The following is a 23,733-nucleotide window of genomic DNA, read 5'->3' on the forward strand; positions in this document are numbered from 1 at the left end:
GCGGGCAGTACGCCCCCTGGTCGATCTTGGCGGCTCAGAGACCCTCCACGGGCAGGTAGACCCGGCCGCCCTCGCGGGAGAACTCCTCCGACTTCTCCCGCATCCCGGCCTCCAGGGCCTCGGCGCCGGTCAGGCCTCGCTCCTCGGCGAACCTGCGCACGTCATGGCTGATCCTCATCGAGCAGAACTTCGGACCGCACATCGAGCAGAAGTGCGCGGTCTTGGCCGGGGCGGCGGGCAGCGTCTCGTCGTGGAAGGACCTGGCGGTCTCGGGGTCCAGGGAGAGGGCGAACTGGTCCTCCCAGCGGAACTCGAACCGGGCGTCGGACAGCGCGTCGTCCCATGCCTGCGCGCCCGGGTGGCCCTTGGCGAGGTCGGCCGCGTGCGCCGCGATCTTGTAGGTGATCACGCCGGTCTTCACGTCGTCCCTGTCCGGCAGGCCCAGGTGCTCCTTGGGCGTGACGTAGCAGAGCATCGCCGTGCCGTACCAGCCGATCATCGCCGCGCCGATGGCCGAGGTGATGTGGTCGTAGCCGGGCGCGATGTCGGTCGTCAGCGGGCCGAGGGTGTAGAACGGGGCGTCGGCGCAGAGCTCGCGCTGCAGGTCGACGTTCTCCTTGATCTTGTGCATGGGGACGTGGCCGGGCCCCTCGACCATCACCTGGACGTCGTGCGCGTGCGCGATCCTCGTGAGCTCGCCCAGCGTCCTGAGCTCGGCGAACTGGGCCTCGTCGTTGGCGTCGGAGATCGATCCGGGGCGCAGGCCGTCGCCCAGCGAGAACGCCACGTCGTAGCGGGCCAGGATCTCGCAGATGTCGGCGAAGTGCTCGTAGAGGAAGCTCTCGCGGTGGTGCGCCAGGCACCAGGCCGCCATGATCGAGCCGCCCCGGGAGACGATCCCGGTCCTGCGCCGCGCGGTCAGCGGCACATGGGCCAGGCGCACCCCCGCGTGAACGGTGAAGTAGTCCACGCCCTGCTCGCACTGCTCGATCAGGGTGTCGCGGTAGATCTCCCACGACAGGCGGGCCGCGTCGCCGCCCGCCTTCTCCAGCGCCTGGTAGAGCGGGACGGTCCCGATCGGCACCGGGGAGTTGCGGATGATCCACTCGCGGGTGGTGTGGATGTTGCGCCCGGTGGACAGGTCCATCACCGTGTCGGCGCCCCACCGGATCGCCCACGTCATCTTGTCCACCTCCTCCTCGATGGTGGAGGTGACGGCCGAGTTGCCGATGTTGGCGTTGATCTTCACGAGGAAGTTGCGGCCGATGATCATCGGCTCGCTCTCGGGGTGGTTGACGTTGGCCGGGATGATCGCCCGCCCCGCGGCCACCTCGGCGCGGACGAACTCCGGCGTCACGCCCTCGCGGACCGCGACGAACTCCATCTCCCTGGTGACCAGGCCGCGGCGGGCGTAGGCGAGCTGGGTGACCGGCGCCCCCGCCGCGCGCAGCGGCCGGTCGCCGCCGCCGGTGAAGACCGCGTCGAGGGAGCGCAGGTCGCGGGCCCAGGCGTCGCGGTCGCGGTAGCCGTCGTCGCCGGGGGCGCCGGGCCGGCCGCCGTACCGGACCGTGTCGCCCCGCTCCAGGATCCACTCCTCGCGCGGGCGTGGCAGGCCGCGGGTGACGTCGGTGGTCACGGACGGGTCCGTGTAGGGGCCCGAGGTGTCGTACAGCGTGACCGCGGTCCCGTCGGTCAGGCGCACCTCGCGCATGGGGACGCGCAGGTCGCCCTGGTAGATCTTGGAGCTGGAAATACGCGCGTCGATCATCGCGCAAACTCCCTTCGCCGGCATTACCCGGAGCAGGTTCTGGCGGTCGGCGGCTGTCTCGGCCGTCCTCTCAGCCCGGTTCTCCGGGCTCCCGCGTTGGTCGAACGGAACGATAACGCGTATCCCCCGCGCCCACCATCCACCCGGCCGCATCCGACGCAGTAGTGTCACCATCAGGTACGGGGAGGGAGATCAGCCGGTGAATCCGGAAGCATCGGGGGCCGAGGACCGAATCTGGACGGTTCCCAACGCGTTGAGCCTGGCCAGGCTTCTGGGGGTACCGGTTTTCCTGTGGCTGGTGCTGGGCCCGAAGGCCGACGGCTGGGCCGTCGCCCTGCTGATGCTGGCGGGGTTCTCCGACTGGCTCGACGGCAAGATCGCCCGTGCCTGGAACCAGACCAGCAGGCTCGGCCGCCTGCTCGACCCGCTGGCCGACCGGCTCTACATCCTGGCCACCCTGTTCGGCCTCGCCATGCGCGAGATCATCCCCTGGTGGCTGGCGCTGGCCATCCCGCTGCGCGACGTGATGCTGCTGGGCATCCCGATCATCCTGCGCCGCCTCGGGTACGGTCCCGCGCTGCCCGTGCACTTCCTCGGCAAGGCCGCCACGGCCAACCTGCTCTACGCCTTCCCACTGCTCTTCCTGGCCCACCATCCCTCCTGGTACGGCGAGGTGGCGGGGATCGTCGGCTGGTCCCTGGCCATCTGGGGCACCGGCCTGTACTGGTGGTCCGGGGTGCTGTATTGGGTACAGGTGCGTCAGCTGACAAGCGAGGCCAAACGCCTTAAGAGGTGATCTGTGAAGGCCGTCGTCATGGCGGGCGGGGAGGGGACACGGCTCCGGCCGATGACCGCGAACCAGCCCAAACCTCTTCTACCCGTGATCAACCGGCCGATCATGGAGCATGTGCTTCGCCTGCTGAAACGGCACGGCTTCACCGAGACGGTGGTCACCGTGCAGTTCCTGGCCGCCCTGGTCCGCAACTACTTCGGCGACGGCGACGAGCTCGGCATGAGCCTGTACTACGCCACCGAGGACACGCCGCTCGGCACCGCGGGCAGCGTGAAGAACGCCGCCGACCGGCTCCGCGACGACCGCTTCCTGGTCATCTCCGGCGACGCGCTGACCGACATCGACCTGACCGACATGATCCGCTTCCACCGCGAGAACGGCGCGATGGTCACGATCGGGCTCAAGCGCGTCCCCAACCCGCTGGAGTTCGGCATCGTCATCGTCGACGACCAGGGCAGGGTGGAGCGCTTCCTGGAGAAGCCGACCTGGGGCCAGGTCTTCTCCGACACCGCCAACACCGGCATCTACGTGATGGAGCCCGAGGTCCTCGACGAGATCGCGGCAGGGGAGTCCGTCGACTGGTCGGGCGACGTGTTCCCCAGGCTGCTGGAGCGCGGCGCCCCGCTGTACGGCTACGTGGCCGACGGCTACTGGGAGGACGTCGGCACCCACGAGAGCTACCTCAAGGCCCAGGCCGACGTCCTGTCCGGCCGGGTCAAGGTCGACATCGACGCCTTCGAGGTCTCGCCGGGCGTCTGGGTCGCCGAGGGGGCCTCGGTCGACGCCGACGCAGTCCTCAAGGGCCCCCTCTACGTCGGCGACTACGCCAAGATCGAGGCGGGCGCCGAGCTGCGCGAGTACACCGTGCTGGGCAGCAACGCGGTGGTCAGGGAGGGGGCCTTCCTGCACCGCGCGGTCGTCCACGACAACGTCTACGTCGGGCCCAGCGCCCACCTGCGCGGCTGCGTGATCGGCAAGAACACCGACCTGATGACCGGCGCCAGGGTCGAGGAGGGCGCCGTCGTCGGCGACGAGTGCATCATCGAGGCCGAGGCGTACATCTCCTCCGGCGTCAAGATCTACCCGTTCAAGACCATCGAGGCCGGGGCGGTGATCAACAACAGCGTCATCTGGGAGCCGCGCGCCCAGCGCAACCTGTTCGGCCCCCGGGGGGTCTCGGGGCTGGTCAACGTCGAGATCACCCCCGAGCTGTGCGTACGGCTGGCCAGCGCCTACGCCACCACCCTGAAGAAGGGCGCCTCGGTCATCACCTCCCGCGACTCCTCCCGCGCCGCGCGGGCGCTGAAGCGGGCCGTGATCAGCGCCCTGAACGCCAGCGCGATCAACGTGCTCGACCTGGAGGCGTCCCCACTCCCGGTGGCCCGCTTCCACACCGCCAGGGAGAACGCCGTCGGCGGCATCGCGCTGCGCACCACCCCCGGCGACCCGCAGAGCGTCGACATCGTCTTCATGGACGAGCACGGCGCGGACCTGTCCCCGGCGGCCCAGCGCAAGCTGGACCGGGTCTTCTCCCGGCAGGAGTTCCGCCGCGCCTTCCCCGGGGAGATCGCCGAGCTGAGCTTCCCCGCCCGGGCGGTGGAGGACTACACGCACGAGCTGCTGCGCCTGGTCGACATCAGCGGGGTGCGCGACGCCGACATGAAGGTCGTGGTCGACTGCGCCGGAGGCACCTCCTCGCTGGTGCTGCCCAGCCTGCTGGGCCGCGTCGGGGTGGACGTGCTGACCGTCAACAACCGGCTGGACGACGCCTCGCCCACCGAGACCCTCGCCGAGCGCCGCCGCGACCTGCAGCGCCTGGCGGAGCTCGTCAGCTCCTCCAGGGCGGCCTTCGGGGTGCGTTTCGACCCGGTGGGGGAGCGGGTCGCGCTGGTGGACGAGAAGGGCCAGCTGATCAGCGAGGAGCGCGCCCTGCTGGTGGTGCTCGACCTGGTCGCCGCCGAGCGGCGCGGCGGCAGGGTGGCGCTGCCGGTCACCACCACCCGGGTGGCCGAGCAGGTCTGCAGGTTCCACGGCGTCCAGGCCGAGTGGACCTCCACCGCGATCGACGCGCTCACCGCCGCGGCCAGGGGGCCAGAGATGATCTTCGCGGCCGACGGGCGCGGCGGTTTCATCGTGCCCGAGTTCGGCCCCACGGTGGACGGCCTGGCGGTGTTCCTGCGCCTGCTGGGCCTGGTCGCCAGGACCCGGCTCTCGCTCAGCCAGATCGACGCCAGGATCCCCGAGGCCAAGCTGCTGCGCCGGACCGTGCCGACCCCGTGGGCCGCCAAGGGCGCGGTGATGCGCTCGGTCATCGAGGCCGCCGAGCACTACCGCATCGACACCACTGACGGGGTGCGGGTCGTCGCCGAGGACGGCAGCTGGACCCTGGTGCTGCCCGACCCGACGGAGGCGGTCACCCACCTGTGGGCCGAGGGGTTCGACGTCGACTCCGCGCAGACCCTGATCGAGCACTGGGCGCGGGTGGTCGAGGAGGCCGCGGGCGGCTGACGGGACCAGGCCCCGGCGGGCGCGCCGAAGGCGCGGGAGGGCGCCCGGACGGGGGCCGCGGGCCGAGCGGTTGCCACAAACACAGCGCGGCGCCATGGACCGGGGACAGTGCCCCACTGTAACTTTGTCACCGACCGTACCCGCGGTTCAGCGTCAACCTTGACCTTCGCGCCTCATCACTGTATGTTGCGGCATTCGCAGTCCGAGAAAACACTTGAGAAGCGAAGAAGCGAGGCGCGCATCACTGAGCACCGTTGCCGCGTCTTCGCGGTAGGAGGCCGAGCCGATCGATGCCGAGCGTCTACTGCACGCAGTGCGGTCATGCCAATCCTGAGGATGCCCGTTTCTGTTCACGATGCGGGTCGCCGCTTACCAAAGCCGAGACCCCCGGAGACAGCACATCGACGATCTCCCTCTCCGGGATCGAGGCATACGAGGCGGAGACAGGTGAGACGCTTCTCGCCGAACGGCAGGCCGTCGAGCAGTTGCCCCCGGGCACCGCGCTGCTGGTCGCGATGCGCGGCCCCAACGCCGGCAGCCGGTTCCTGCTCGACAGCGACCTGACCACCGTGGGCCGTCACCCCGAGAGCGACATCTTCCTCGACGACATCACGGTCTCGCGCCGCCACGTGGAGTTCTACCGGCGCGGCGGCGGGGTCTTCACCGTCCGTGACGTCGGCAGCCTGAACGGCACGTACGTGAACCGCGAGCGCATCGAGGAGGTCCCGCTGTACGGCGGGGACGAGGTGCAGATCGGCAAGTTCCGCCTCGTCTTCCTCACCCGCGGCGCCGCTGGAGGATGATGAGCTCGCAGGCCGCTCGTGCGCACATGAGCATCGGGGAGGTGCTCGCTCTCCTGCAGGGCGAGTTCCCCGATGTCAGCATCTCCAAGATTCGTTTCCTGGAGGGCGAGGGGCTGATCGAGCCGGAGCGCAGTCCCTCCGGATACCGCAAGTTCACCTACGCCGACGTCGAGCGGCTCCGTTACATCCTCAGCGAGCAGCGTGACCGCTACCTGCCGCTGCGCGTCATCAAGGATCATCTGGAGGCGGCCGACCGCGAGGAGCGCCCGGCCGCCAGGCCGCGCGCGGTCCCCGACGACGCGCCCCCCGAGATCCGGCTCACCCGCGAGGAGCTGCTCGCCGCCGCCGAGCTCGACGAGGAGACCCTCGCCGAGCTGGAGGACTACGGCCTGCTGGCCGCCGTGGCCCGCTACTACGACGCCGAGGCGCTGGCCGTGGCCCGCAGCGTCGGAGCCCTGGCCGCCTTCGGCCTGCGGGCCCGCCACCTGCGGGCCGTCAAGGCCGCCGCGGAGCGCGAGGCCGGCCTGGTGGAGCAGGCCGTCGCCCCGCTCCTGCGCCGCCGCGCCCCCGGGGCCATCGACCAGGCCGACGAGACGGCCAGGGAGATCTCCGGCCTGCTGCTGGAATTGCACGCCTCTCTGCTGCGTTCCGGCGTTCGTGGGGCCCTGGGCCGGTGAGAACCTGACCAGGCACTCGTACCCCCACGAGTGTTACGTTGAACAAACCGGTCGGAATCCAGCGAAGACGGAGCAGCCCGTGTTGCAGATGGAGGTCGTGGGCGTTCGAGTTGAGATGCCCTCCAACCAGCCGATCGTCTTGCTGAAAGAGACGCATGGGGAGCGTTACCTACCTATCTGGATCGGCATGACGGAGGCCACGGCGATCGCCATGGCCCAGGCCGAGGAACCACCACCCCGGCCGCTCACGCATGACCTGTTCCGTGACGTGCTCGAAGGGCTCGGCGTCCGGCTGAGCACGGTCAACATCGTCGCCCTGCGCGACGGCATCTTCTTCGCGGATCTCGTGTTCTCCAACGGGGTCGAGGTGAGCGCGCGTCCCTCGGACTCGATCGCCTTGGCACTTCGCACCGGCGCACGTATCTTCGCGAGTGAGGACGTGGTCCGGGAGGCAGGAGTGATCATCCCGGACGACCAGGAGGACGAGGTGGAGAAGTTCAGGGAGTTCCTTGACACGATCACGCCCGAGGACTTCGGCCGCGCGGGGTAGGAATTTCGGTGCATTTACGCTTCACGACGCGCCGGGTGGGGTCGTTGACTGGACTTGGCCCCAGTCCTACGGTGCAAGTGAAACCCGCGGTCGTGCGTAAACCCCCAGATCAGGCCGTGGGATGAGAGAAAGCCGGAGGTCCGCGTGGCGGTCAGCAGCGGCGAGGGTAGAAACGCCGATCAGGATGACCCGGAACGGCGCCAGTCGGCACGTCAGCGCGCGGGTGAAGAGGGTCTGCTGTTCGACGGGCAACCGGTGAAGGTGCCCGCCGACATCGGCTACCGGGGCCCCACGGCCTGTTCCGCGGCCGGCATCACCTACCGGCAACTCGACTACTGGGCGCGCACCGGCCTGGTCGAGCCCACCGTGCGAGCCGCCCACGGCTCCGGCTCCCAGCGGCTGTACGGCTTTCGCGACATCCTGGTCCTCAAGGTCGTCAAGCGGCTCCTCGACACCGGTGTCTCCCTCCAGCAGATCCGCATCGCCGTGCAGCACCTGCGCGACAGGGGCGTCAACGACCTGGCCGGGATCACCCTGATGAGCGACGGGGTGAGCGTCTACGAGTGCACCTCGCCCGACGAGGTCATCGACCTCCTCCAGGGCGGTCAGGGAGTCTTCGGCATAGCACTGGGACGGGTGTGGCAGGAGGTGGAGGGCTCCCTCGCGGATCTGCCCGGCGAACGCGCGGAGTCGAGCGAGGGCCCTTTAGGAGATCATCAGGCCGATGAGCTGGCCCGTCGTCGCAGAGCACGACGAACCGGGTAAACTCGGACCTGCCACTGACCCTGTGCGGGAGAGACCCCGACCAAGATCGGGGCGCCGAAGGAGCAACCTCCCCGGAATCTCTCAGGCACCCGGTACCGCACGGACGAGGCAACTCTGGAAAGCAGGCGCGCTCGCCAGGCGCGACTCACCGACGGTGCAAGCCTCCCGGCAACGGGCAGGTGAAGCTCTCAGGTCACGACCCCGCACGACGGTCGTGATGACAGAGGGGGAGACCAGGCATACGCCCGCGCCCAGCGCCGGTCTCCACCCCGTCCCGGGAGGCTTCACCAATGACCGACCTGTCATCGCTCAGCGAACTCGGCTCTCCCGCGTTCGCGACCCGTCACATAGGGCCGGACGACGCCGGCCAGACCCGCATGCTGGAGGCGGTCGGATTCGCCTCCGTCGCCGACCTGGTCGCGGTGGCCGTGCCCGAGGCGATCCGTTCCTCGGAGCGGCTGAGCCTGCCCCCGGCGGCCGGGGAGTCCGAGGCTCTCGCCGAGCTGCGGGTCCTCGCCGGGCGCAACACCGTGCTCACCTCGATGATCGGCCTGGGGTACCACGACACGATCACCCCGGGCGTCATCCGCCGCAACCTCCTGGAGAACCCGGGCTGGTACACCGCGTACACGCCCTACCAGCCGGAGATCTCCCAGGGCCGCCTGGAAGCTCTGATCAACTTCCAGACCGTCGTCTCCGACCTGACCGCCCTCGACGTCGCCGGGGCCTCCCTGCTGGACGAGGCCACCGCCGCCGCCGAGGCGATGACCCTGGCCCGCCGCGCGGGCCGCAGCCCCTCGAAGGTGTTCGTGGTGGACGCCGACGCGCTGCCGCAGACCAAGGCGGTGCTGCGCACCCGCGCCGAGCCGCTCGGCATCGAGCTGGTCGAGAGCGACTTCACCGCCGAACTCCCCGAGTGCTTCGGGGTGCTCGTGCAGTATCCCGGCGCCAGCGGCAGGATTCGCGACTTCCGCGCCATCGCCGACGCCGCCCACGCGCGCGGCGCCCAGGTGGTCGCCGCCGCCGACCTGCTGGCCCTCACCCTGCTGGCCGCGCCCGGCGAGCTCGGCGCCGACATCGCGGTCGGCTCCTCGCAGCGCTTCGGCGTCCCCCTCGGCTTCGGCGGCCCGCACGCCGCCTACATGGCGGTCCGCGACGGCCTCCAGCGCCAGCTGCCCGGCCGCCTGGTGGGCGTCTCCCAGGACGCCGACCGGCGCCCCGCGTACCGGCTCGCGCTCCAGACCCGAGAGCAGCACATCCGCCGCGAGAAGGCCACCAGCAACATCTGCACCGCGCAGGTGCTGCTCGCCGTGATCGCCGGCATGTACGCCGTCTACCACGGCCCCGAGGGCCTGCGCAGGATCGGCCGCCGCACCCACCGGCACGCCGTCGTGCTCGCCGAGGGCCTGCGCCAGGGCGGCGTCGAGGTCGTGCACGACACCTTCTTCGACACCGTGCTCGCCAAGGTGCCCGGCCGCGCCGAGGCGGTCGTCGCCGCGGCCCGCGACAACGGGGTGAACCTGCGCCTGGTCGACGCCGACCACGTGGGCGTCACCTGCGACGAGAGGACCGAGCTCCTCCACCTGGAGCAGGTCCTGGCCGCCTTCGGGATCAGCGGCGCCGTGCTCGCCGACCTCGACGCCGCCGCGCACGACGCGCTGCCCGCCGCGCTGGCCCGGGTCAGCGACTACCTGACCCACCCGGTCTTCCACAGCCACCGCTCCGAGACGGCCATGCTGCGCTACCTGCGCAGGCTCCAGGACAAGGACATCGCGCTCGACCGGTCGATGATCCCGCTGGGCTCCTGCACCATGAAGCTCAACGCGACCACCGAGATGGAGCCGATCACCTGGCCGGAGTTCGCCGGGCTGCACCCCTACGCGCCCGAGGACCAGGCCGCGGGTTACATCGAGCTGATCGGGCAGTTGGAGCGCTGGCTGGCCGAGGTCACCGGCTACGACGCCGTGTCGCTCCAGCCGAACGCCGGCTCCCAGGGCGAGTTCGCCGGGCTCCTGGCGATCCGCGCCTACCACACCGCCCGCGGCGAGTCGGGCCGCGACGTCTGCCTGATCCCCTCCTCCGCGCACGGCACCAACGCCGCGAGCGCGGTGATGGCGGGCATGCGCGTGGCCGTGGTCGCCTGTGACGACCAGGGCAACGTGGACGTCGACGACCTCGTCGCGAAGATCGACAAGCACCGCGAGCAGCTCGCCGCGATCATGGTGACCTACCCGTCCACGCACGGCGTGTACGAGGAGACGATCGTGCGGATCTGCGAGCTGGTGCACGAGGCGGGAGGGCAGGTCTACGTCGACGGCGCCAACCTCAACGCGCTGGTCGGCCTGGCCAGGCCCGGCGAATTCGGGGCGGACGTCTCCCACCTGAACCTGCACAAGACCTTCTGCATCCCGCACGGCGGCGGCGGTCCCGGCGTCGGCCCGGTCGCGGTCCGCGCCCACCTGGCCGACTACCTGCCCGGCCACCCGCTGCGCGAGGGCGGCGAAGGCACAGCGGTCGGCCCGGTCTCGGCGGCCCCGTACGGCTCCGCGGGCATCCTGCCCATCTCCTGGGCCTACATCCGGATGATGGGCGCCGACGGGCTGAAGGCGGCCACCGAGCAGGCCATCCTGTCGGCCAACTACCTGGCCCGCAGGCTCAGCCCCCACTACCCGGTCCTCTACACCGGCCGCGGCGGCCTGGTCGCCCACGAGTGCATCGTGGACCTGCGCCAGATCACCAAGGAGACCGGGGTGACGGTCGACGACGTGGCCAAGCGCCTCATCGACTACGGCTTCCACGCCCCGACCATGTCCTTCCCGGTGGCCGGCACGCTGATGATCGAGCCGACCGAGAGCGAGGACCTGGCCGAGCTCGACCGGTTCTGCGAGGCGATGATCGCGATTCGCGAGGAGATCGCGAAGGTCGCCTCCGGGGCGTACGACAAGACCGACAACCCGCTGCGCAACGCCCCGCACACGGCCGACAGCCTCGTCGCCGACGAGTGGGGCCACCCCTACAGCCGCACCGAGGCGGCCTACCCGCTGCCGTCGGTGCGCGAGGGCAAGTACTGGTCGCCGGTCCGCCGCATCGACCAGGCCTACGGTGACCGCAACCTGGTCTGCTCCTGCCCTCCCCTGGAGGCGTACGAGGACTGATCACCGCCGGGGAGCGGCCGGGATCGGAGGCCCGCGCGACCCTCGATATTCGCGGGGAATGCGACAGGACGGAGGGCGCCCCGAGTCGTTAGGCTCGGGGCGTCTCCGTATCCGGAAGGATCCTGCATGCCTGAGGTGGACACCCGTCCCTTGGACACCGCGCGAAGACTGGCCGAGGCGGGCGACCTCGACGGCGCCGCCGCGATCTTCGCCGAGCTGGTCGCCGATCCCGACGAGCCCGACCGGGCCCAGGCGGCGGTGGGTCTCGCGGTGGTGCTGGAGGAGAGCGGGGACGTGGCGGGTTCCCGCGCGGCCGCGCGCACCGCGCTGGCGACCGGGCATCCGGAGTTCGCCGCCCAGGCCGCCTGCCTGCTCGCGGGGAGCTTCGAGCGGGAGGACCTGGCCGACCAGGCCCGCGCTGCCTGGCAGGCCGCGCTGGGCGTCGGCCATCCCGCCTACGTCCCGCTGGCGCACATGGCCCTCGCCAGGCTCGCCACGGGCGCGGAGGAGGCCGAGCGGTCGTTGCGTGACGCGCTGGCCACCGCCGACCCGGAGATCGCTCCTCGTGCCGCCCAGCGGCTGGCGGAGGCACTCCTGGAGGAGGGCGAGCCGGGGGAGGCCGCCCAGGTGCTCCTGGAGGCGCTCTCGGTGCCCGACGCGGCCGAGGTGCCGAGGCTGCGGGTGATGCTCGGCATCGCTCACCTGGAGCTGGCGTGCGCGGAGTTCTCCGCCGCGATCGAGGAGGGCGGCGACGTCGAGACCGGCGCGCTGGCCATCGAGCTCCTGGCCCGCACGCTCCCGCTCAGGGGCCGCGACGAGGACGCCGAGCGCGTGTGGCGCTACGGCCTGGACAGCGCCGACGAGGATCTCGCCGGTGAGGTCCGCCTCCGCCTCGACCGGGACCTCTGAACCCGGGGCGCGCGGCGCGCCTGCCGGCCTCCCGGGTGAAGGCGCGATGCTCGTCGTGCCCGTGGGAGACCTCGCACGGGCACCGGCCTTCCCTGCGGCCTGGCCTCGCGGATTCCGGGCCGTCCGAGGCGGGACCGGGGAGCCGGAGAGGCCGGGTGGGACTTCTGGCGGGTGTCAGTCGCGCTCCCGCCAGCGGCTCAGGGCGTGGGCGAAGTTGATCGCCACGATTCCGCCCCAGGCCAGCAGCAGCCCGGCGGTGCCGGAGGTCTGCGCCGCGATGGCGGTCAGCGGGATCCCGATGCCCATCGAACCGAGGGCGAGCGGGATCGAGCTGTTCGAGTTCTTGCGCGACTTGGCCTTCGGCGCCCCGGAGGCGTGCATCTCGGCGCGCACCCGGTGGGCGATGGTCGCGTCCAGGCGTGACACGAACGACTCGATGAGGGCGGCCTCGTACTCGGGGCCGAGGTCGCGCCGGGCCTCGACGGTGGCACGCATGTCCTGGCGGATATCTTGATAGTCCTGCACGCTTCGATTGTTCCTTCACACCGGCCGCCAGGCATCAGTCAATAGGAGGAGATCCGTGTCCACCTCCGAGTCCACCCCTCCCGACGGCGCGTCCGCGCCGGGATCGGGGTTCCCGGCGCGCGCGGTCCCGCCCGTGGAGATCGCGACCCCGCACGGCCCGGCGCTGGTGGAGATCGACGAGGTGGCCGCCCCGCGTTTCCTGCTGGTGCTCACCCACGGCTCGGCCGGGGGAGTGGACGCCCCCGACCTGCTGGCCGTGCGGGACGCCGCGACGGCGATCGGCGGGACGGTCGCGCGGGTGCTCCAGCCGTTCCGGATGCGCGGAGCCCGCGCGCCGGGGTCGGCGGTCAAGCAGGACGAGGCGTGGGAGACGCTGGTGGCCGGGCTGCGCGGGCGCTATCCGGGGCTGCCGCTGGTGCAGGGCGGGCGGAGCAACGGGGCCAGGGTCGCGTGCCGTACGGCCGGGAGGGTCGGGGCCCGCGCGGTCGTCGCGCTGGCGTTCCCGCTGCACCCGCCGGGGAAGCCGGAGCGGTCACGTGCCGGGGAGCTGCGCGCGGCGGGTGTGGACGTGCTGGTGGTGAACGGAGACCGTGACCCGTTCGGCGTGCCCGAGGCGGCGGACGTCGCGCGCCTGGTGGTGCTGCCGGGAGAGGGTCACGACCTCGGGAGGAATCCCGCCGGGGTGGGCGAGGTGGTCGCCGGGTGGCTCGACGCGAGGATGCGGCCGGGCTCGGTGGACCCGCTCAGCGTGACCGGTCGGGTGTGACGGGCCTCAGACCACGCCGGCCAGTGGCCGATGCGGCTCGATGACGGCACCGTCCGGGAGGAGCTCGCCGGTGTCGTCGAACAGCACCACACCGTTGCAGAGCAGGCTCCAGCCCTGCTCGGGGTGGGCCGCCATGGTGCGGGCGGCTTCGCGGTCCAGCGCGTCGGCGGACGGACAGGACGGCTCGTGCGGGCACATCGGCGTGCCTCCGGATCTCTCGTGTCGGCTCGCCCGGGTCACACCGGGCACGGGTGGGCATCGGACATCCGGCGGCACCGTCACCGATGGGTCTCCGTTCCCACGTATGACGGGGACGAGCATCTGAATGTTGATATATGGCCATGCGGTCCCTAACAGAACGGGAGCCGCACATCAAGCAGATCAAGTGTGCGATCGATCGCACCTTGGCGACATAGCCCGTTAGGACTGTTTGAGAACTGGTAAGGGGTCAGTCCGTCAGGGCTTTATCAGGGGATGTGACCTATAACACAGCATGCCTCATATAAGGACATTCGACCAAGTGCGACACGCCGCCAGGCAGGTAAACGATCGGTTACAAGTTGCTGACGTGCGCCGACGCGGGTTTTCACACCCCTGACCGTCCCTTACCGGGTCCGATGCGCTCACCGCGCGCCCAGGCCGGCCAGGAGCGCGTCCAGCCCGTGCTCGAAGTCGGCGTCCGCCCCCGGGCTGCCGCCTCCCCTGGACGGGGGACGCCAGGGCTCGTCCTCGTCGCCCGAGGGCTCGGCCCAGCCCGACTGCTGCACCTCCACCGCCACCGCGCCGAAGACGTAGGCCCGAAGGGCCCGTACCGCGCCCGCTGCGTCGGCCAGTCCCGCGTCGGTCAGCTGGTCGATCTGCTCCCTGATGGCGATCGCCGCCCTGCCCCTCGGCGGCTTGGTCAGGGCCAGGGCCAGCACCCCGGGATGCTCCCTCAGCGCGGCCCGGCTCGCCCGGCACCAGGCCCTCGCGCTGTCCTGCCAGCTCCCGCCGGGCTCGGCGTGGACGGTGGTGACGTGCTCGGCCAGCGCGTCCATCAGGGCGTCCTTGCCGCGCGGCAGGTGGTGGTAGATGGCCATCGCCTCCACCTGGAGCGCGTCGCCCAGCCGCCGCATCGTCAGGCGCCGGAGCCCCTGGCCGTCGGCGATGTGGAGGGCGGCGTCGATGATGCGCTCCCTGGAGAGCGGGACGGGAGGTCGCTTGGCAGGCATGGGTGGCATCCTGCCACCCCTCACCTTACTGCGTAAAGGACGGCGCGCCGGGCAGGACGAAGGTTCCCCGGCCCCGCCCTGCGGCGAGGCGGCCGATGGAGCCGCACCGTGAGACGGCCGACGGTGCCGCACGGTGAGGTGGCCGGCGGCGCGAACCGCTTCGCGGGAGGCCCGGTCCCTGAGTATGTGGGGTGGGGGCGGACCGCGTAGGCTACGAGCGGTGATCTGCCGGAGGAGACCGGCGACCGGCGAGAGAGGGAAGAAGATGGCGTTTTTCCGACCGCGCGTGAGCCGGGAGGCGGAGGTTCGTCACCACGCTGACCAGGAGGTCGGGAAGAGCTTCCCCGAGCTTCTGGAGAAGGCGCGCGAGGCCGAGGCCGAGGTGCGCCGGGCTCAGGCCGCCGCGGCCCCCGTGCAGGAGCTGCGAGCCGCCGGGCTGGCCTTCGACAGGGCGCTCACCGAGGCCCTGCGCGCGGCCGAGGCCAACCAGCGCGCGACGTTCGGGATCAGGTCGTACGACGACCGGATCCGCCGCCGCAAGGGCAGGGCCACCCCGAAGGGCGCCGAGTGGACCGCCGAGGTCAACCGCCTGCGCACCCTTCGCGAGCAGAACCGGCTGACCGGCATTCCCAGGGTCCCGCGCCCGGTCGCCGCCTCGGCCCGCTGATCTCCGTTCCCGGACCTCGTCCCTGGTCCTCGCCGGGGCTTTCGGCCGCGGGTGCCCGGGCGCGGATCTGATCCGCCCACCGGTCCCCACCCGCGGACCCGGTTCGAACGGCCTCTCGCCGCTCGTCACGCGTTCCCGTGACGGGCGGTTTCGCCGTTCCGGAACGGGCCGGGGGAGGCGGCGGTGATTCGGCCCTGATGACCGGTCGTCGCGGCCCGGCCTCCCAATGTGGCAGATTTTAGGTTAGGCTTCCCTAATAAGATACTCCGCCTCGGTGGCCTCTCCGGCCACTCCGTCAACGCCGTGACCAGGCACTTCGCTGAGGTGCACGCAGTTATGTCATTTTCGTCTGCCTTTTTCTCGCGCCCGGACGGCTCCTCGCGCCCGGACGGCTCCTCGCATCCGGACGGCTCCTCGCATCCGGCGGGGGACGACGGTCGCCGACCCCTGGGCGCGCCGGCGGGCGGCGCCGGCCGGGAATCCCGGTGCCGGGCGAGTCCACACGGCCGGGTTCGCCACCCGGCACACCCATGCTGGAGGTATCCGATGACCAACCCCTTCGACGACGAGAACGCGTCCTTCCTGGTGCTGGTGAACGCCGAGGGGCAGCACTCGCTGTGGCCCGCGTTCGCCGACGTCCCCCCGGGGTGGGAGATCGTCCACGGTGAGGACTCCCGCGCCGGCTGCCTGGCCTACGTCGAAGGCTCCTGGACCGACATGCGCCCCAGAAGCCTCGTCGCCGAGATGGGCGGCTGACCTCCTTCGAGATCTTCGAGGGCCGGTACGGGGACCGTCGCCCCGGTTCCCGTACCGCGCCCCTCGGGGAGGGGCGCCTCGCGCTCCCGCCGGTCCCTCCGGGGGGCACTCCCCGCGGGGGCCGGAACACGCCGAAGGGCGCCACCGCGGACCGGGAGGTCTCGCGGTGGCGCCCTTCGGGACTTCGGAACGGCCCGCCGCCGGTCAGCTGGCCCAGTCGAGCAGCGGGCGGGTGTTGCTGGGGTGGCGGAGCTTGGAGAGCGACTCCTTCTCCAGCTGGCGGATGCGCTCGCGCGTCAGGCCGAGATACTTGCCGATCTCGTCGAGGGTGTGCGGCTTGCCGTCGACGAGGCCGAAGCGCAGGGCCATGATCTTGGCCTCCCTGGGGGAGAGGTTGCCGAGCACGCCGCGCAGCTGCTCGCCCAGCAGCTGGCGGTCGACGACCTCCGACGCCTCGGGCGAGTCGACGTCCTCGATGAGGTCGCCGATGGTGGTCTCGCCGTCCTCGCCGATGGTGGCGTTGAGGCTGATCGGCTGGCGGCTGGTGCGCAGCAGCTCCTCGATCTGGTCGGGGGTCTTGTCGAGCTCGACGCCCAGCTCCTCCGGCGTGGGCTCGCGGCCCAGACGCTGGTGCATGTCACGCTCGACGCGCGACAGCTTGGAGAGCATCTCCAGCACGTGCACCGGAAGCCTGATGGTGCGGGCCGAGTCGGCGAAGCCGCGCTGGATGGCCTGGCGGATCCACCACATGGCGTAGGTGGAGAACTTGTAGCCCTTGGTGTAGTCGAACTTCTCCACCGCGCGGATCAGGCCCAGGTTGCCCTCCTGGACCACGTCGAGCAGGGCCATGCCCCGGTCGGTGTACTTCTTCGCCACGGAGACGACCAGGCGGAGGTTGGCCTCCAGCATGTGGTCCTTGGCCCGGCGGCCGTCCTCGGCGATCCACTCCAGGTCGTCGCGCGCGGCCGCGGACAGGCCCGGGTCGGCCTCCAGCTTGGACTCGGCGTACAGCCCGGCCTCGATGCGCTTGGCCAGCTCGACCTCCTGCGCGGCGGTGAGCAGGGTGCGACGGCCGATCGACTTCAGGTAGGTGTGCACCGAGTCGCCCATGACGGAGGACTGGTCGTCGAGGTCGAGGGTCGGCTCGACCTCCACCTCGGTCTCCTCCGGCGGGTTCCACTCGTCGTCGAGCTCCGCCGCGGCGTCCTTGGCGTCCTTCGCGGCCCCGGTCTTCCTGGCGGGCTTGGCGGTCTTGAGGTCGCCCGCGGGCTCCGCACCGGTCGTGGCGGTGTCCGGGGCGCCGGCCGTGGTCTCGGTCTTCGCCGCGCCCTTCCTCGCGGGCGCGGCCTTGGCCTTGCGGACGGGGGTCTTGCGGGTGCTCTTGGCGCCGGACGCGGACAGCGCGGGCTCGTTCTCGGCCGCCAGGCTGACGCCCGCCTCGGTGAGCTCGCGCAGGATCGACCTGCCCTCGGTCGGGCTGATGCCCGCCTCGGCGAAGGCGTGGCGCAGCTCCGCGAGTGAAAGGTGGCCCTGGACTCGCCCTCGGTCAAGGAGCTGGTCGAGGGTCGTCGGGGCCTCAGATGAGGTCGCCACGGCGGTTGGGGGCATGAGGACACCTCCTCCATCACGGAGTCGTCTGAATTTACGGTCTGCTGGTCTTGGGGTGGGGCGGTCTGGGGGCCGCTCGGCGCACCAGTACCAATAACCCCAGGCAAGAACTTTCTGTTCCCGACCCGGCCCGGAAAATATGAGGGGCGGACCGCCTTCCCGGCGATCCACCCGCACGTGGGCGCCCGAGAGGGCCTATTCGATCACTTCCACGGGGCCCTCTTGAGCCGGGTCCGCGGAGCCTTCGAGTACGGGGCCGTCGACCATGGGCATCGGGAAGGGCTCCGCCTCCTCGAGGCGGTTCTCGCTCCAGTACTCGACGACCTTCCGGGGGTCGGGATTGACCTCCCTGGACACCACGAAGTCCTCAGCGGGAGGGACGGGCGTGGTCGGGGACGGCTCCGGGGAGGGCGTTCCCGGCTCGTTCGGGGCGACCGGCACCGGCTCGGCCGACGGTTTCTCCGCCTTCCCGATCCCGCCCGACGCGGCGGCCGCCGTCACGGAAATGCCGCCGGCGAGGACCAGGCTCACGATTCCAGCCGAGACCCATGTCTTGCGGGTGACGTTCATCGGGCTTGTCCTTCCTGCTTCGGCTACCTGTTGGACGTGTCACGGCACCTTCACGGTTCCCGATCACGACCATAACGGAGAGTTTCGAGATCCGGCTTGCCATTGGCCAAAAGTGGTATTTCGGTCACAACGATCAGGTCGGCGGGGGCCGCGTAGGCGGGCAGCCGCTCCTTGGCGAAGGCGCGCACCTCGGCCAGGGACGGCGGGGAGGGCGAGACGACGACGGCCACCACCCGCTCGCCCCACTCGGGGTCGGGACGGCCTACCACCACGGCGTCGACGATCGCGGGATGCTCGGCCACCACGGCGGCCACCGCCGCGGCGACGACCTTCTCGCCCCCGGTGTTGATGACGTCGTCGGCCCGCCCCAGCACGCGCAGCCGCCCGCCCTCCAGGACGCCCAGGTCCGAGGTGAGGAACCACTCGCCGTCGCGGGCGGCCTCGGTGAGGTCGGGGCGCAGCCGGTAGCCGGAGAACAGCACGGGCCCGCCCAGGCGGATCCGGCCGTCGTCGCCGATGTCGACCCCCACCCCGTCGAGGGGCTCGCCGTCGTAGACGCACCCGCCGCAGGTCTCGCTCATGCCGTACGTGGTGATCACCCTGGCCCCGGCCGCGCGGGCCTCGGCGAGCAGGCCGGGGGGAGCGGCGGCGCCGCCGAGCAGGATCGTCCTGAACGCCGACAGACGCTGGAGACGCGCCGAACTCACCTGGAGCAGCCGGCGCAGCTGGGTCGGCACCAGCGAGACGTGGTCCGCGCCGCTGGAGAGGACGGCCTCGGGGGAGAACCCGTCGTGCACGATCGGCTCGGTCCCGCCCAGCAGCGACCTCACCAGGACCTGCAGGCCGGACACGTGGGAGGGGGGCAGGCAGCACAGCCAGCGCTCGCCCGCCCCGGCCTCCAGACGCCGCAGCGAGGCCGACGCGGAGGCGAGCAGGGCCTCGGCGGACAGCTGCGCGCCCTTGGGGGCGCCGGTCGAGCCGCTGGTGGCGATGACCACCGCGACCTCGGCGGGCACGCCGACGCCGCCCTCGCGGCGGACCCCGTCGACGTGGGTCGGACGCAGCGCGTCGAGCGTCGCCCGCAGCGCGGGGGCGGGCAGGGCGGGGGAGAGGGGCAGTACGGCGGGACCGTGGCCGTCCAGTGCCGCGCCGACGGCCCGGAACAGCTCCGGGCCCGGCGCCGACACCACGGCGTGCAATTCCCGTTGCACGGAAAGCCACTCCTCTTGCACAGGAATGGTCATCACGGTCGTAAGGTTAGTGCCGAATGCCGGACAACAGCCGGGGTGGTCCCGGTAAAGCGGAGAGGGTGAAGCCATCGTGAGCACGGAGCGGGTCGAGCCGGGCGTGGACGAGCAGGTGGTGGCGGAGACGGCCTCCGAGCGCGAAGGCGCTGTCGACTGGAAGAGGTCCGGGCAGTACGAGGACATCGTCTACGAGACCGGCGAGGGCATCGCCAAGATCACGATCAACCGTCCGGAGCGGCACAACGCGTTCCGCCCGACGACGCTCTTCGAGCTCAAGGACGCCTTCAACGTCGCCCAGGAGGACTCCGAGGTCGGTGTGATCATCTTCACCGGCGCGGGCGACAGGGCCTTCTGCTCCGGGGGCGACCAGAAGATCCGCGGCGACGACGGCTACGTCGACAAGTCCACCCCGCACGTCGGCCGGCTCAACGTGCTCGACCTGCAGGTCCAGATCCGCCGCTGTCCCAAGCCGGTCATCGCCATGATCGCCGGTTACGCCATCGGTGGCGGCCACGTGCTGCACGTGTGCTGCGACCTGTCCATCGCAGCCGACAACGCGGTCTTCGGCCAGACCGGCCCCAAGGTCGGCTCCTTCGACGGCGGCTACGGCTCCTGGCTGCTGGCCGAGACCGTCGGCCTGAAGCGGGCCCGCGAGATCTGGTACCTCTGCCGCCAGTACGACGCGCAGAAGGCCCTCGACTGGGGTCTGGTCAACGCGGTCGTGCCGCTCGCCGAGCTCGAGACCGAGACGGTCAAGTGGGCCAGGGAGATGCTGGACAAGTCGCCGCTGGCCCTGCGCATGCTCAAGGGCGCGCTGAACGCGGTCACCGACGGCGCCGCGGGGATGCAGCAGTTCGCCGGTGACGCCACCCTGCTCTACTACATGAGCGAGGAGGCGCAGGAGGGGCGCAACGCGTTCAAGGAGAAGCGCTCCCCCGACTTCGGCAGGTTCCCGCGCCGTCCCTAGGGGCGGCCGACGACAGGTTCCGGCGCGGCCGCGGGCGGCGAGGGCACAGGCGAGGGCACAGTGCCCCGCCGCTCCCGGGGGCAGCGGGGATCCGAACGGACTCGGTCCCCGGGCGCGCCGCCCCGCGCAGGCGAGGGCGCTTTCGCGCGCCTCAGGACGGACTCACCCCCGGGTGCGGAGATGTACGGAGATAAGGAGGCGGTGCGGTGAATCCCGCGACCGCGCTCGCGACGGTGCTGGTCGACGAGCTGGCCCGCTGCGGTCTGACGGACGTGGTGCTCGCACCGGGTTCGCGTTCGGCGCCGCTCGCCCTGGCCGTGCACGCCGACAGCCGCCTCCGGCTGCACGTGCGGGTGGACGAGCGCTCGGCCTCCCACCTGGCGGTGGGCCTGGCCCGCCGCAGCGATCGTCCGGTCGTCCTGATCTGCACCTCCGGCACCGCGGCGGCCAACTTCCACCCGGCCGTCATCGAGGCGCACGAGTCGGGGGTGCCGCTGCTGGTGCTCACCGCCGACCGCCCGCCCGAGCTGCGCGACACCGGTGCCAGCCAGACCGTCGACCAGATCAAGCTGTACGGCACGGCCGTCCGCTGGTTCAGCGAGATCGGCGTGCCCGAGGACCGTCCCGGCCAGGTCGCCTACTGGCGGTCGACGGCCTGCCGCGCCTACCAGCGCGCGATGGGCCCGTACGACCCGGGGCCCGTCCACCTCAACGTGGCCTTCCGCGAGCCGCTGATCCCGGACGGCGACCCGTCCTGGTCCGAGTCCCTGGAGGGCGACGCCGCGGGTCCGTGGGTGCGCGCCAGGGTGGGCTCCCCGCCGGTGGCGCTGCACCTGCCGCCGACCCGGCGGGGCGTGCTGGTCGTCGGCGACGGCGCGACCAACACCCGCAGGTACGTGGCGGCGGCGGGCATGGCCGGGTGGCCGATCCTGTCGGAGCCCAACGGCGGCGCCCGCTACGGCGACCACGCGATGTCGGCCTACCACTTCCTCCTGGGCACCCCGGAGTTCGCCGACCGGCACCGCCCCGACGTCGTGGTCACCCTGGGCCGCCCGGGCCTGTCCCGGCCGCTGCTCAACTGGCTGAGGCACGCGGGCGAGCACATCGTGGTCGCGGCCGACATGACCCGCTGGCCCGACCCGACCCGCTCGGCCACCCAGGTGGCCCAGGTGGTGGAGATCCCGGTCGCAGCGGGCGACGACACGTGGCTGCACTCCTGGCGCCGCGCCGAGACGGCGGCCAGGGCCGCGATCGACGAGGTGCTGGACGGGTCGGGGCTCAGCGAGCCGCGCCTGGCCCGCGACCTGGCGGAGGCGCTGCCCAACGGGGCGCTGCTGTTTTCCGGTTCCTCCATGCCGATCCGCGACCTCGACCAGGCGATGCGTCCCCGGCGGGGCCTGCGGATCATGGCCAACCGGGGGGCGGCCGGGATCGACGGCGTGGTGTCGTCGGCGATGGGCGCCGCCCTCGCCCACAACGGCCCCTCCTACGCCCTGATGGGCGACCTGACCTTCCTGCACGACCAGAACGGGCTGCTCCTCGGATCCCGCGAGCCGCGCCCCGACCTCTGCCTGGTCGTGGTGAACAACGACGGCGGCGGGATCTTCTCGCTGCTGCCCCAGGCCGCGCTGCGCGACCCCTTCGAGCGGGTCTTCGGCACCTCGCACGGGGTGGACCTGGGCTACGTGGCCGCCGCCACCGGCACGCCGTACACCTTCGTGGACGAGCCGGGCCAGCTGGTCAAGGCGCTGCGCGGCGAGGGGCTGCGCATGGTCGAGGTGCGCAGTGACCGGGAGTCCAACGCGAGGCTGCACGCCGTGATGCGCGACGCGGCCCACGCCGCCGTCCGCGACGCCATGGCGTGACGCGCGTTCCCGGGGACACGCCGTGACGCGTGCCCCCGGGATCACCCGGTACGGCCGGCCGTGACGGCACGCCGTGTCGCCGTCTGTGTCGCCGTCTGTGTCGCCGTCCGCGCCGGGGTCCGTGCCGTCGTACGGCGAGGTCACGTGACGTCGCGGCGGAGCGTCAGCGCGCGGGCGGCGAGCACGGTCACCGCGACGTAGCCCGCGAACAGCAGCCCGCCGGCCCAGACGGGCAGCAGTTCGCCGCCCAGGGGCATGCCGCTCAGGGCGCGGGCCGCCCCGGTCGGCAGCCACCTGCCCAGATCGGGCAGGAGGCTGACGAGCGCGTAGTCGGCGTACATGAACCAGAGCAGCGCCACCGTCACCGCCGCCACCTGGTTGCCGATCAGGGCTCCCAGGCCCACCCCGAGCAAGCCGTACAGGACGACCGCGAGCGCCGAGCCGAGCAGGACCGCGGGCACCTGGGGGGTCCAGGAGGGGTAACCGGCCAGGCCGAGCATGACCAGGCCCGCGGCCAGCGTGACCAGCGCCGAGACCGTGGCGATCACCAGGCCGATGATCGCGTACGCGGCCAGTTTCGCCGTCACCACCCGGTCCCGCCCGGGGCTGACCAGGAACTGCCAGGTGATCGTCTGGTGGCGGTTCTCCCCGGCCATGCCGAGAACGCCGAGCAGCAGGGTGAAGACGTAGGCCTGCTGGGTCATGCTGTAGACGTTCTCGATCTGCGCGTCGAGCGGCGTCCCGCTGCCCTGCCCCATGAAGAAGACCATCAGTCCCGCCCAGGCCACGCACAGCGGGGGTGCCAGGGCGGCCAGGATCCAGGTGGTGCGGCTCGCGCGCGCCTTGAGCAGTTCGGCGCGGATCAGGCCGTTCACGCGGTCACCTCCATGTAGAGCTCCTCCAGGTCGGTCTCCGGGGTGAGCGGGCCCTGCCAGGCGAGGCGCCCCGCCCGTACGACGATCACGTGGTCGGCGATCTGCTGGATCTCGGCGAGCACGTGCGTGGAGACCAGGACCGTGCACCCCTGGTGGGCGTAGGCCCGCAGGAAGCCCCGCAGCCAGCGCATGCCCGTCGGGTCCAGGCCGTTGGCGGGCTCGTCGAGGATGAGGATCTCCGGGTCCCCCAGCAGGGCGGAGGCCAGGGCGAGGCGCTGGCGCATGCCCAGGGAGAAGCCCCCCACCCTGCGGCCGGCCGAGGCGGTGAGGTCGACCTGTTCCAGCACGTGCTCCACGCGCTCCGCGTCCAGTCCCGCGGCGAGGCGGAGCGCCTCCAGGTGCGTGCGGGCGCTCAGCCCCGGGTGGAAGGCCGCGGCCTCCAGTACCGCGCCGACCGTGGCGACGGGACGCTCCAGGTCGCGGTAAGGTCCGCCGCCGATGGTCGCGGTGCCCTCGGTGGGCGTGACCAGGCCGAGGATCATGCGCAGGGTGGTGGTCTTGCCCGCCCCGTTGGGGCCGATGAAGGCCGTGAGTGTTCCCCGTTCCACCGTGAACGACAGGTCGTCGACGGCTCGTACCCCGCCGAACGACTTGCCGAGGTGGGTGACGCTGATTGCTGACATGCCCTCGACGATGGCCCCGGGGCGGGTGGGGACGCACGGTCCCGGGGGTGGAACCCGCGACGTCC

At 71.7% G+C, this 23,733-nt stretch carries 22 protein-coding genes and 2 riboswitches; of the genes, 13 read left to right on the plus strand and 9 right to left on the minus strand.

The annotated features are described in order from the left end of the window. Positions 1-34: 34 nt before the first annotated feature. The gene (gene thiC, locus ACTOQ2_RS35870) at positions 35-1,768 is read right to left on the minus strand and encodes a phosphomethylpyrimidine synthase ThiC (protein ID WP_440105258.1); all 1,734 of its coding nucleotides are present in this window, start codon (positions 1,766-1,768) and stop codon (positions 35-37) included. Beyond that, positions 1,761-1,873: riboswitch (TPP riboswitch) on the minus strand. Its footprint overlaps the gene before it by 8 nt. Before the next feature lie 94 nt (positions 1,874-1,967). On the opposite strand from thiC, the gene ACTOQ2_RS35875 reads away from it, so the two are divergent. From ACTOQ2_RS35875 to ACTOQ2_RS35910, 8 genes are all read left to right on the plus strand, one after another. Beyond that, the gene (locus ACTOQ2_RS35875; RefSeq protein WP_440071431.1) at positions 1,968-2,564 is read left to right on the plus strand and encodes a CDP-alcohol phosphatidyltransferase family protein; all 597 of its coding nucleotides are present in this window, start codon (positions 1,968-1,970) and stop codon (positions 2,562-2,564) included. Positions 2,565-2,567: 3 nt separating this feature from the next. Next, a complete protein-coding gene (locus ACTOQ2_RS35880; protein WP_440105259.1) occupies positions 2,568-5,069 on the plus strand; it encodes a sugar phosphate nucleotidyltransferase in 2,502 nt (833 codons plus the stop codon). 290 nt (positions 5,070-5,359) lie between these two features. Beyond that, complete coding sequence (locus ACTOQ2_RS35885) at positions 5,360-5,872, plus strand: FHA domain-containing protein (RefSeq protein ID WP_329079681.1); 513 nt, start codon at positions 5,360-5,362, stop codon at positions 5,870-5,872. Positions 5,873-5,898: 26 nt separating this feature from the next. Beyond that, positions 5,899-6,549, plus strand: a complete 651-nt coding sequence (gene ftsR, locus ACTOQ2_RS35890) for a transcriptional regulator FtsR (RefSeq protein WP_440071433.1) — start codon at positions 5,899-5,901, stop codon at positions 6,547-6,549. 79 nt (positions 6,550-6,628) lie between these two features. Further along, positions 6,629-7,099 (plus strand): bifunctional nuclease family protein, encoded by a 471-nt coding sequence (locus tag ACTOQ2_RS35895; RefSeq protein ID WP_326639501.1) that lies wholly within the window; start codon positions 6,629-6,631, stop codon positions 7,097-7,099. 144 nt (positions 7,100-7,243) lie between these two features. Continuing rightward, positions 7,244-7,864 (plus strand): MerR family transcriptional regulator, encoded by a 621-nt coding sequence (locus ACTOQ2_RS35900; protein ID WP_440087401.1) that lies wholly within the window; start codon positions 7,244-7,246, stop codon positions 7,862-7,864. Between the two features lie 15 nt (positions 7,865-7,879). Beyond that, a riboswitch (glycine riboswitch) is annotated at positions 7,880-7,972 on the plus strand. Between the two features lie 182 nt (positions 7,973-8,154). Beyond that, on the plus strand, positions 8,155-11,019 hold the full coding sequence (gcvP, locus tag ACTOQ2_RS35905; RefSeq protein ID WP_440105260.1) for an aminomethyl-transferring glycine dehydrogenase: 2,865 nt from the start codon (positions 8,155-8,157) through the stop codon (positions 11,017-11,019). A gap of 126 nt (positions 11,020-11,145) precedes the next feature. Next, entirely contained in the window at positions 11,146-11,928 is a 783-nt protein-coding gene (locus ACTOQ2_RS35910; protein ID WP_440105261.1) for a tetratricopeptide repeat protein, read from the plus strand. A 174-nt stretch (positions 11,929-12,102) separates the two neighbouring features. Here the strand turns inward: ACTOQ2_RS35910 and ACTOQ2_RS35915 are convergent, their stop codons facing one another. Beyond that, positions 12,103-12,453: a hypothetical protein gene (locus ACTOQ2_RS35915; RefSeq protein WP_440105262.1), complete on the minus strand. Its 351-nt coding sequence runs from the start codon at positions 12,451-12,453 to the stop codon at positions 12,103-12,105. Positions 12,454-12,586: 133 nt separating this feature from the next. Here ACTOQ2_RS35915 and ACTOQ2_RS35920 point away from each other — a divergent pair, with 133 nt between their 5' ends. Beyond that, positions 12,587-13,219, plus strand: coding sequence for an alpha/beta hydrolase family protein (locus ACTOQ2_RS35920; protein ID WP_440105309.1), 633 nt, complete (start codon positions 12,587-12,589; stop codon positions 13,217-13,219). 6 nt (positions 13,220-13,225) lie between these two features. Here the strand turns inward: ACTOQ2_RS35920 and ACTOQ2_RS35925 are convergent, their stop codons facing one another. After that, positions 13,226-13,417 carry a DUF5999 family protein gene (locus ACTOQ2_RS35925; RefSeq protein WP_329094021.1) on the minus strand — a complete coding sequence of 64 codons (192 nt, stop codon included), beginning with the start codon at positions 13,415-13,417 and terminating at the stop codon, positions 13,226-13,228. A 425-nt stretch (positions 13,418-13,842) separates the two neighbouring features. Next, positions 13,843-14,430: a TetR/AcrR family transcriptional regulator C-terminal domain-containing protein gene (locus tag ACTOQ2_RS35930; RefSeq protein WP_440105263.1), complete on the minus strand. Its 588-nt coding sequence runs from the start codon at positions 14,428-14,430 to the stop codon at positions 13,843-13,845. A 265-nt stretch (positions 14,431-14,695) separates the two neighbouring features. Between ACTOQ2_RS35930 and ACTOQ2_RS35935 the strand changes: the two genes are divergently transcribed. After that, entirely contained in the window at positions 14,696-15,097 is a 402-nt protein-coding gene (locus ACTOQ2_RS35935; protein ID WP_362695838.1) for a hypothetical protein, read from the plus strand. 546 nt (positions 15,098-15,643) lie between these two features. Further along, on the plus strand, positions 15,644-15,853 hold the full coding sequence (locus ACTOQ2_RS35940) for an MbtH family protein (RefSeq protein ID WP_440071439.1): 210 nt from the start codon (positions 15,644-15,646) through the stop codon (positions 15,851-15,853). Positions 15,854-16,057: 204 nt separating this feature from the next. Here ACTOQ2_RS35940 and ACTOQ2_RS35945 read toward each other — a convergent pair whose 3' ends face one another. The 3 genes from ACTOQ2_RS35945 to ACTOQ2_RS35955 all read right to left on the minus strand — a co-directional run bounded on the left by ACTOQ2_RS35945 (position 16,058) and on the right by ACTOQ2_RS35955 (position 19,242). Then, a complete protein-coding gene (locus tag ACTOQ2_RS35945) occupies positions 16,058-17,461 on the minus strand; it encodes an RNA polymerase sigma factor (protein ID WP_440105264.1) in 1,404 nt (467 codons plus the stop codon). A gap of 195 nt (positions 17,462-17,656) precedes the next feature. Then, a complete protein-coding gene (locus ACTOQ2_RS35950; RefSeq protein ID WP_440105265.1) occupies positions 17,657-18,031 on the minus strand; it encodes a hypothetical protein in 375 nt (124 codons plus the stop codon). Between the two features lie 50 nt (positions 18,032-18,081). Further along, positions 18,082-19,242, minus strand: a complete 1,161-nt coding sequence (locus ACTOQ2_RS35955; protein ID WP_440105266.1) for an AMP-binding protein — start codon at positions 19,240-19,242, stop codon at positions 18,082-18,084. 151 nt (positions 19,243-19,393) lie between these two features. Here ACTOQ2_RS35955 and menB point away from each other — a divergent pair, with 151 nt between their 5' ends. Both menB and menD read left to right on the plus strand, forming a co-directional pair. After that, entirely contained in the window at positions 19,394-20,245 is an 852-nt protein-coding gene (menB, locus tag ACTOQ2_RS35960) for a 1,4-dihydroxy-2-naphthoyl-CoA synthase (RefSeq protein WP_440105311.1), read from the plus strand. 206 nt (positions 20,246-20,451) lie between these two features. Continuing rightward, positions 20,452-22,110: a 2-succinyl-5-enolpyruvyl-6-hydroxy-3-cyclohexene-1-carboxylic-acid synthase gene (menD, locus tag ACTOQ2_RS35965; RefSeq protein ID WP_440105267.1), complete on the plus strand. Its 1,659-nt coding sequence runs from the start codon at positions 20,452-20,454 to the stop codon at positions 22,108-22,110. A 140-nt stretch (positions 22,111-22,250) separates the two neighbouring features. On the opposite strand, the gene ACTOQ2_RS35970 is transcribed toward menD, so the two are convergent. Further along, a complete protein-coding gene (locus ACTOQ2_RS35970; protein WP_440105268.1) occupies positions 22,251-22,985 on the minus strand; it encodes an ABC transporter permease in 735 nt (244 codons plus the stop codon). Further along, positions 22,982-23,668: an ABC transporter ATP-binding protein gene (locus ACTOQ2_RS35975; RefSeq protein ID WP_440105269.1), complete on the minus strand. Its 687-nt coding sequence runs from the start codon at positions 23,666-23,668 to the stop codon at positions 22,982-22,984. Before ACTOQ2_RS35975 ends, ACTOQ2_RS35970 begins: the two co-directional genes overlap by 4 nt. Positions 23,669-23,733 lie beyond the last annotated feature (65 nt).

It is taken from the genome of Streptosporangium sp. H16 (assembly GCF_051918855.1).
Lineage (GTDB): Bacteria > Actinomycetota > Actinomycetes > Streptosporangiales > Streptosporangiaceae > Streptosporangium.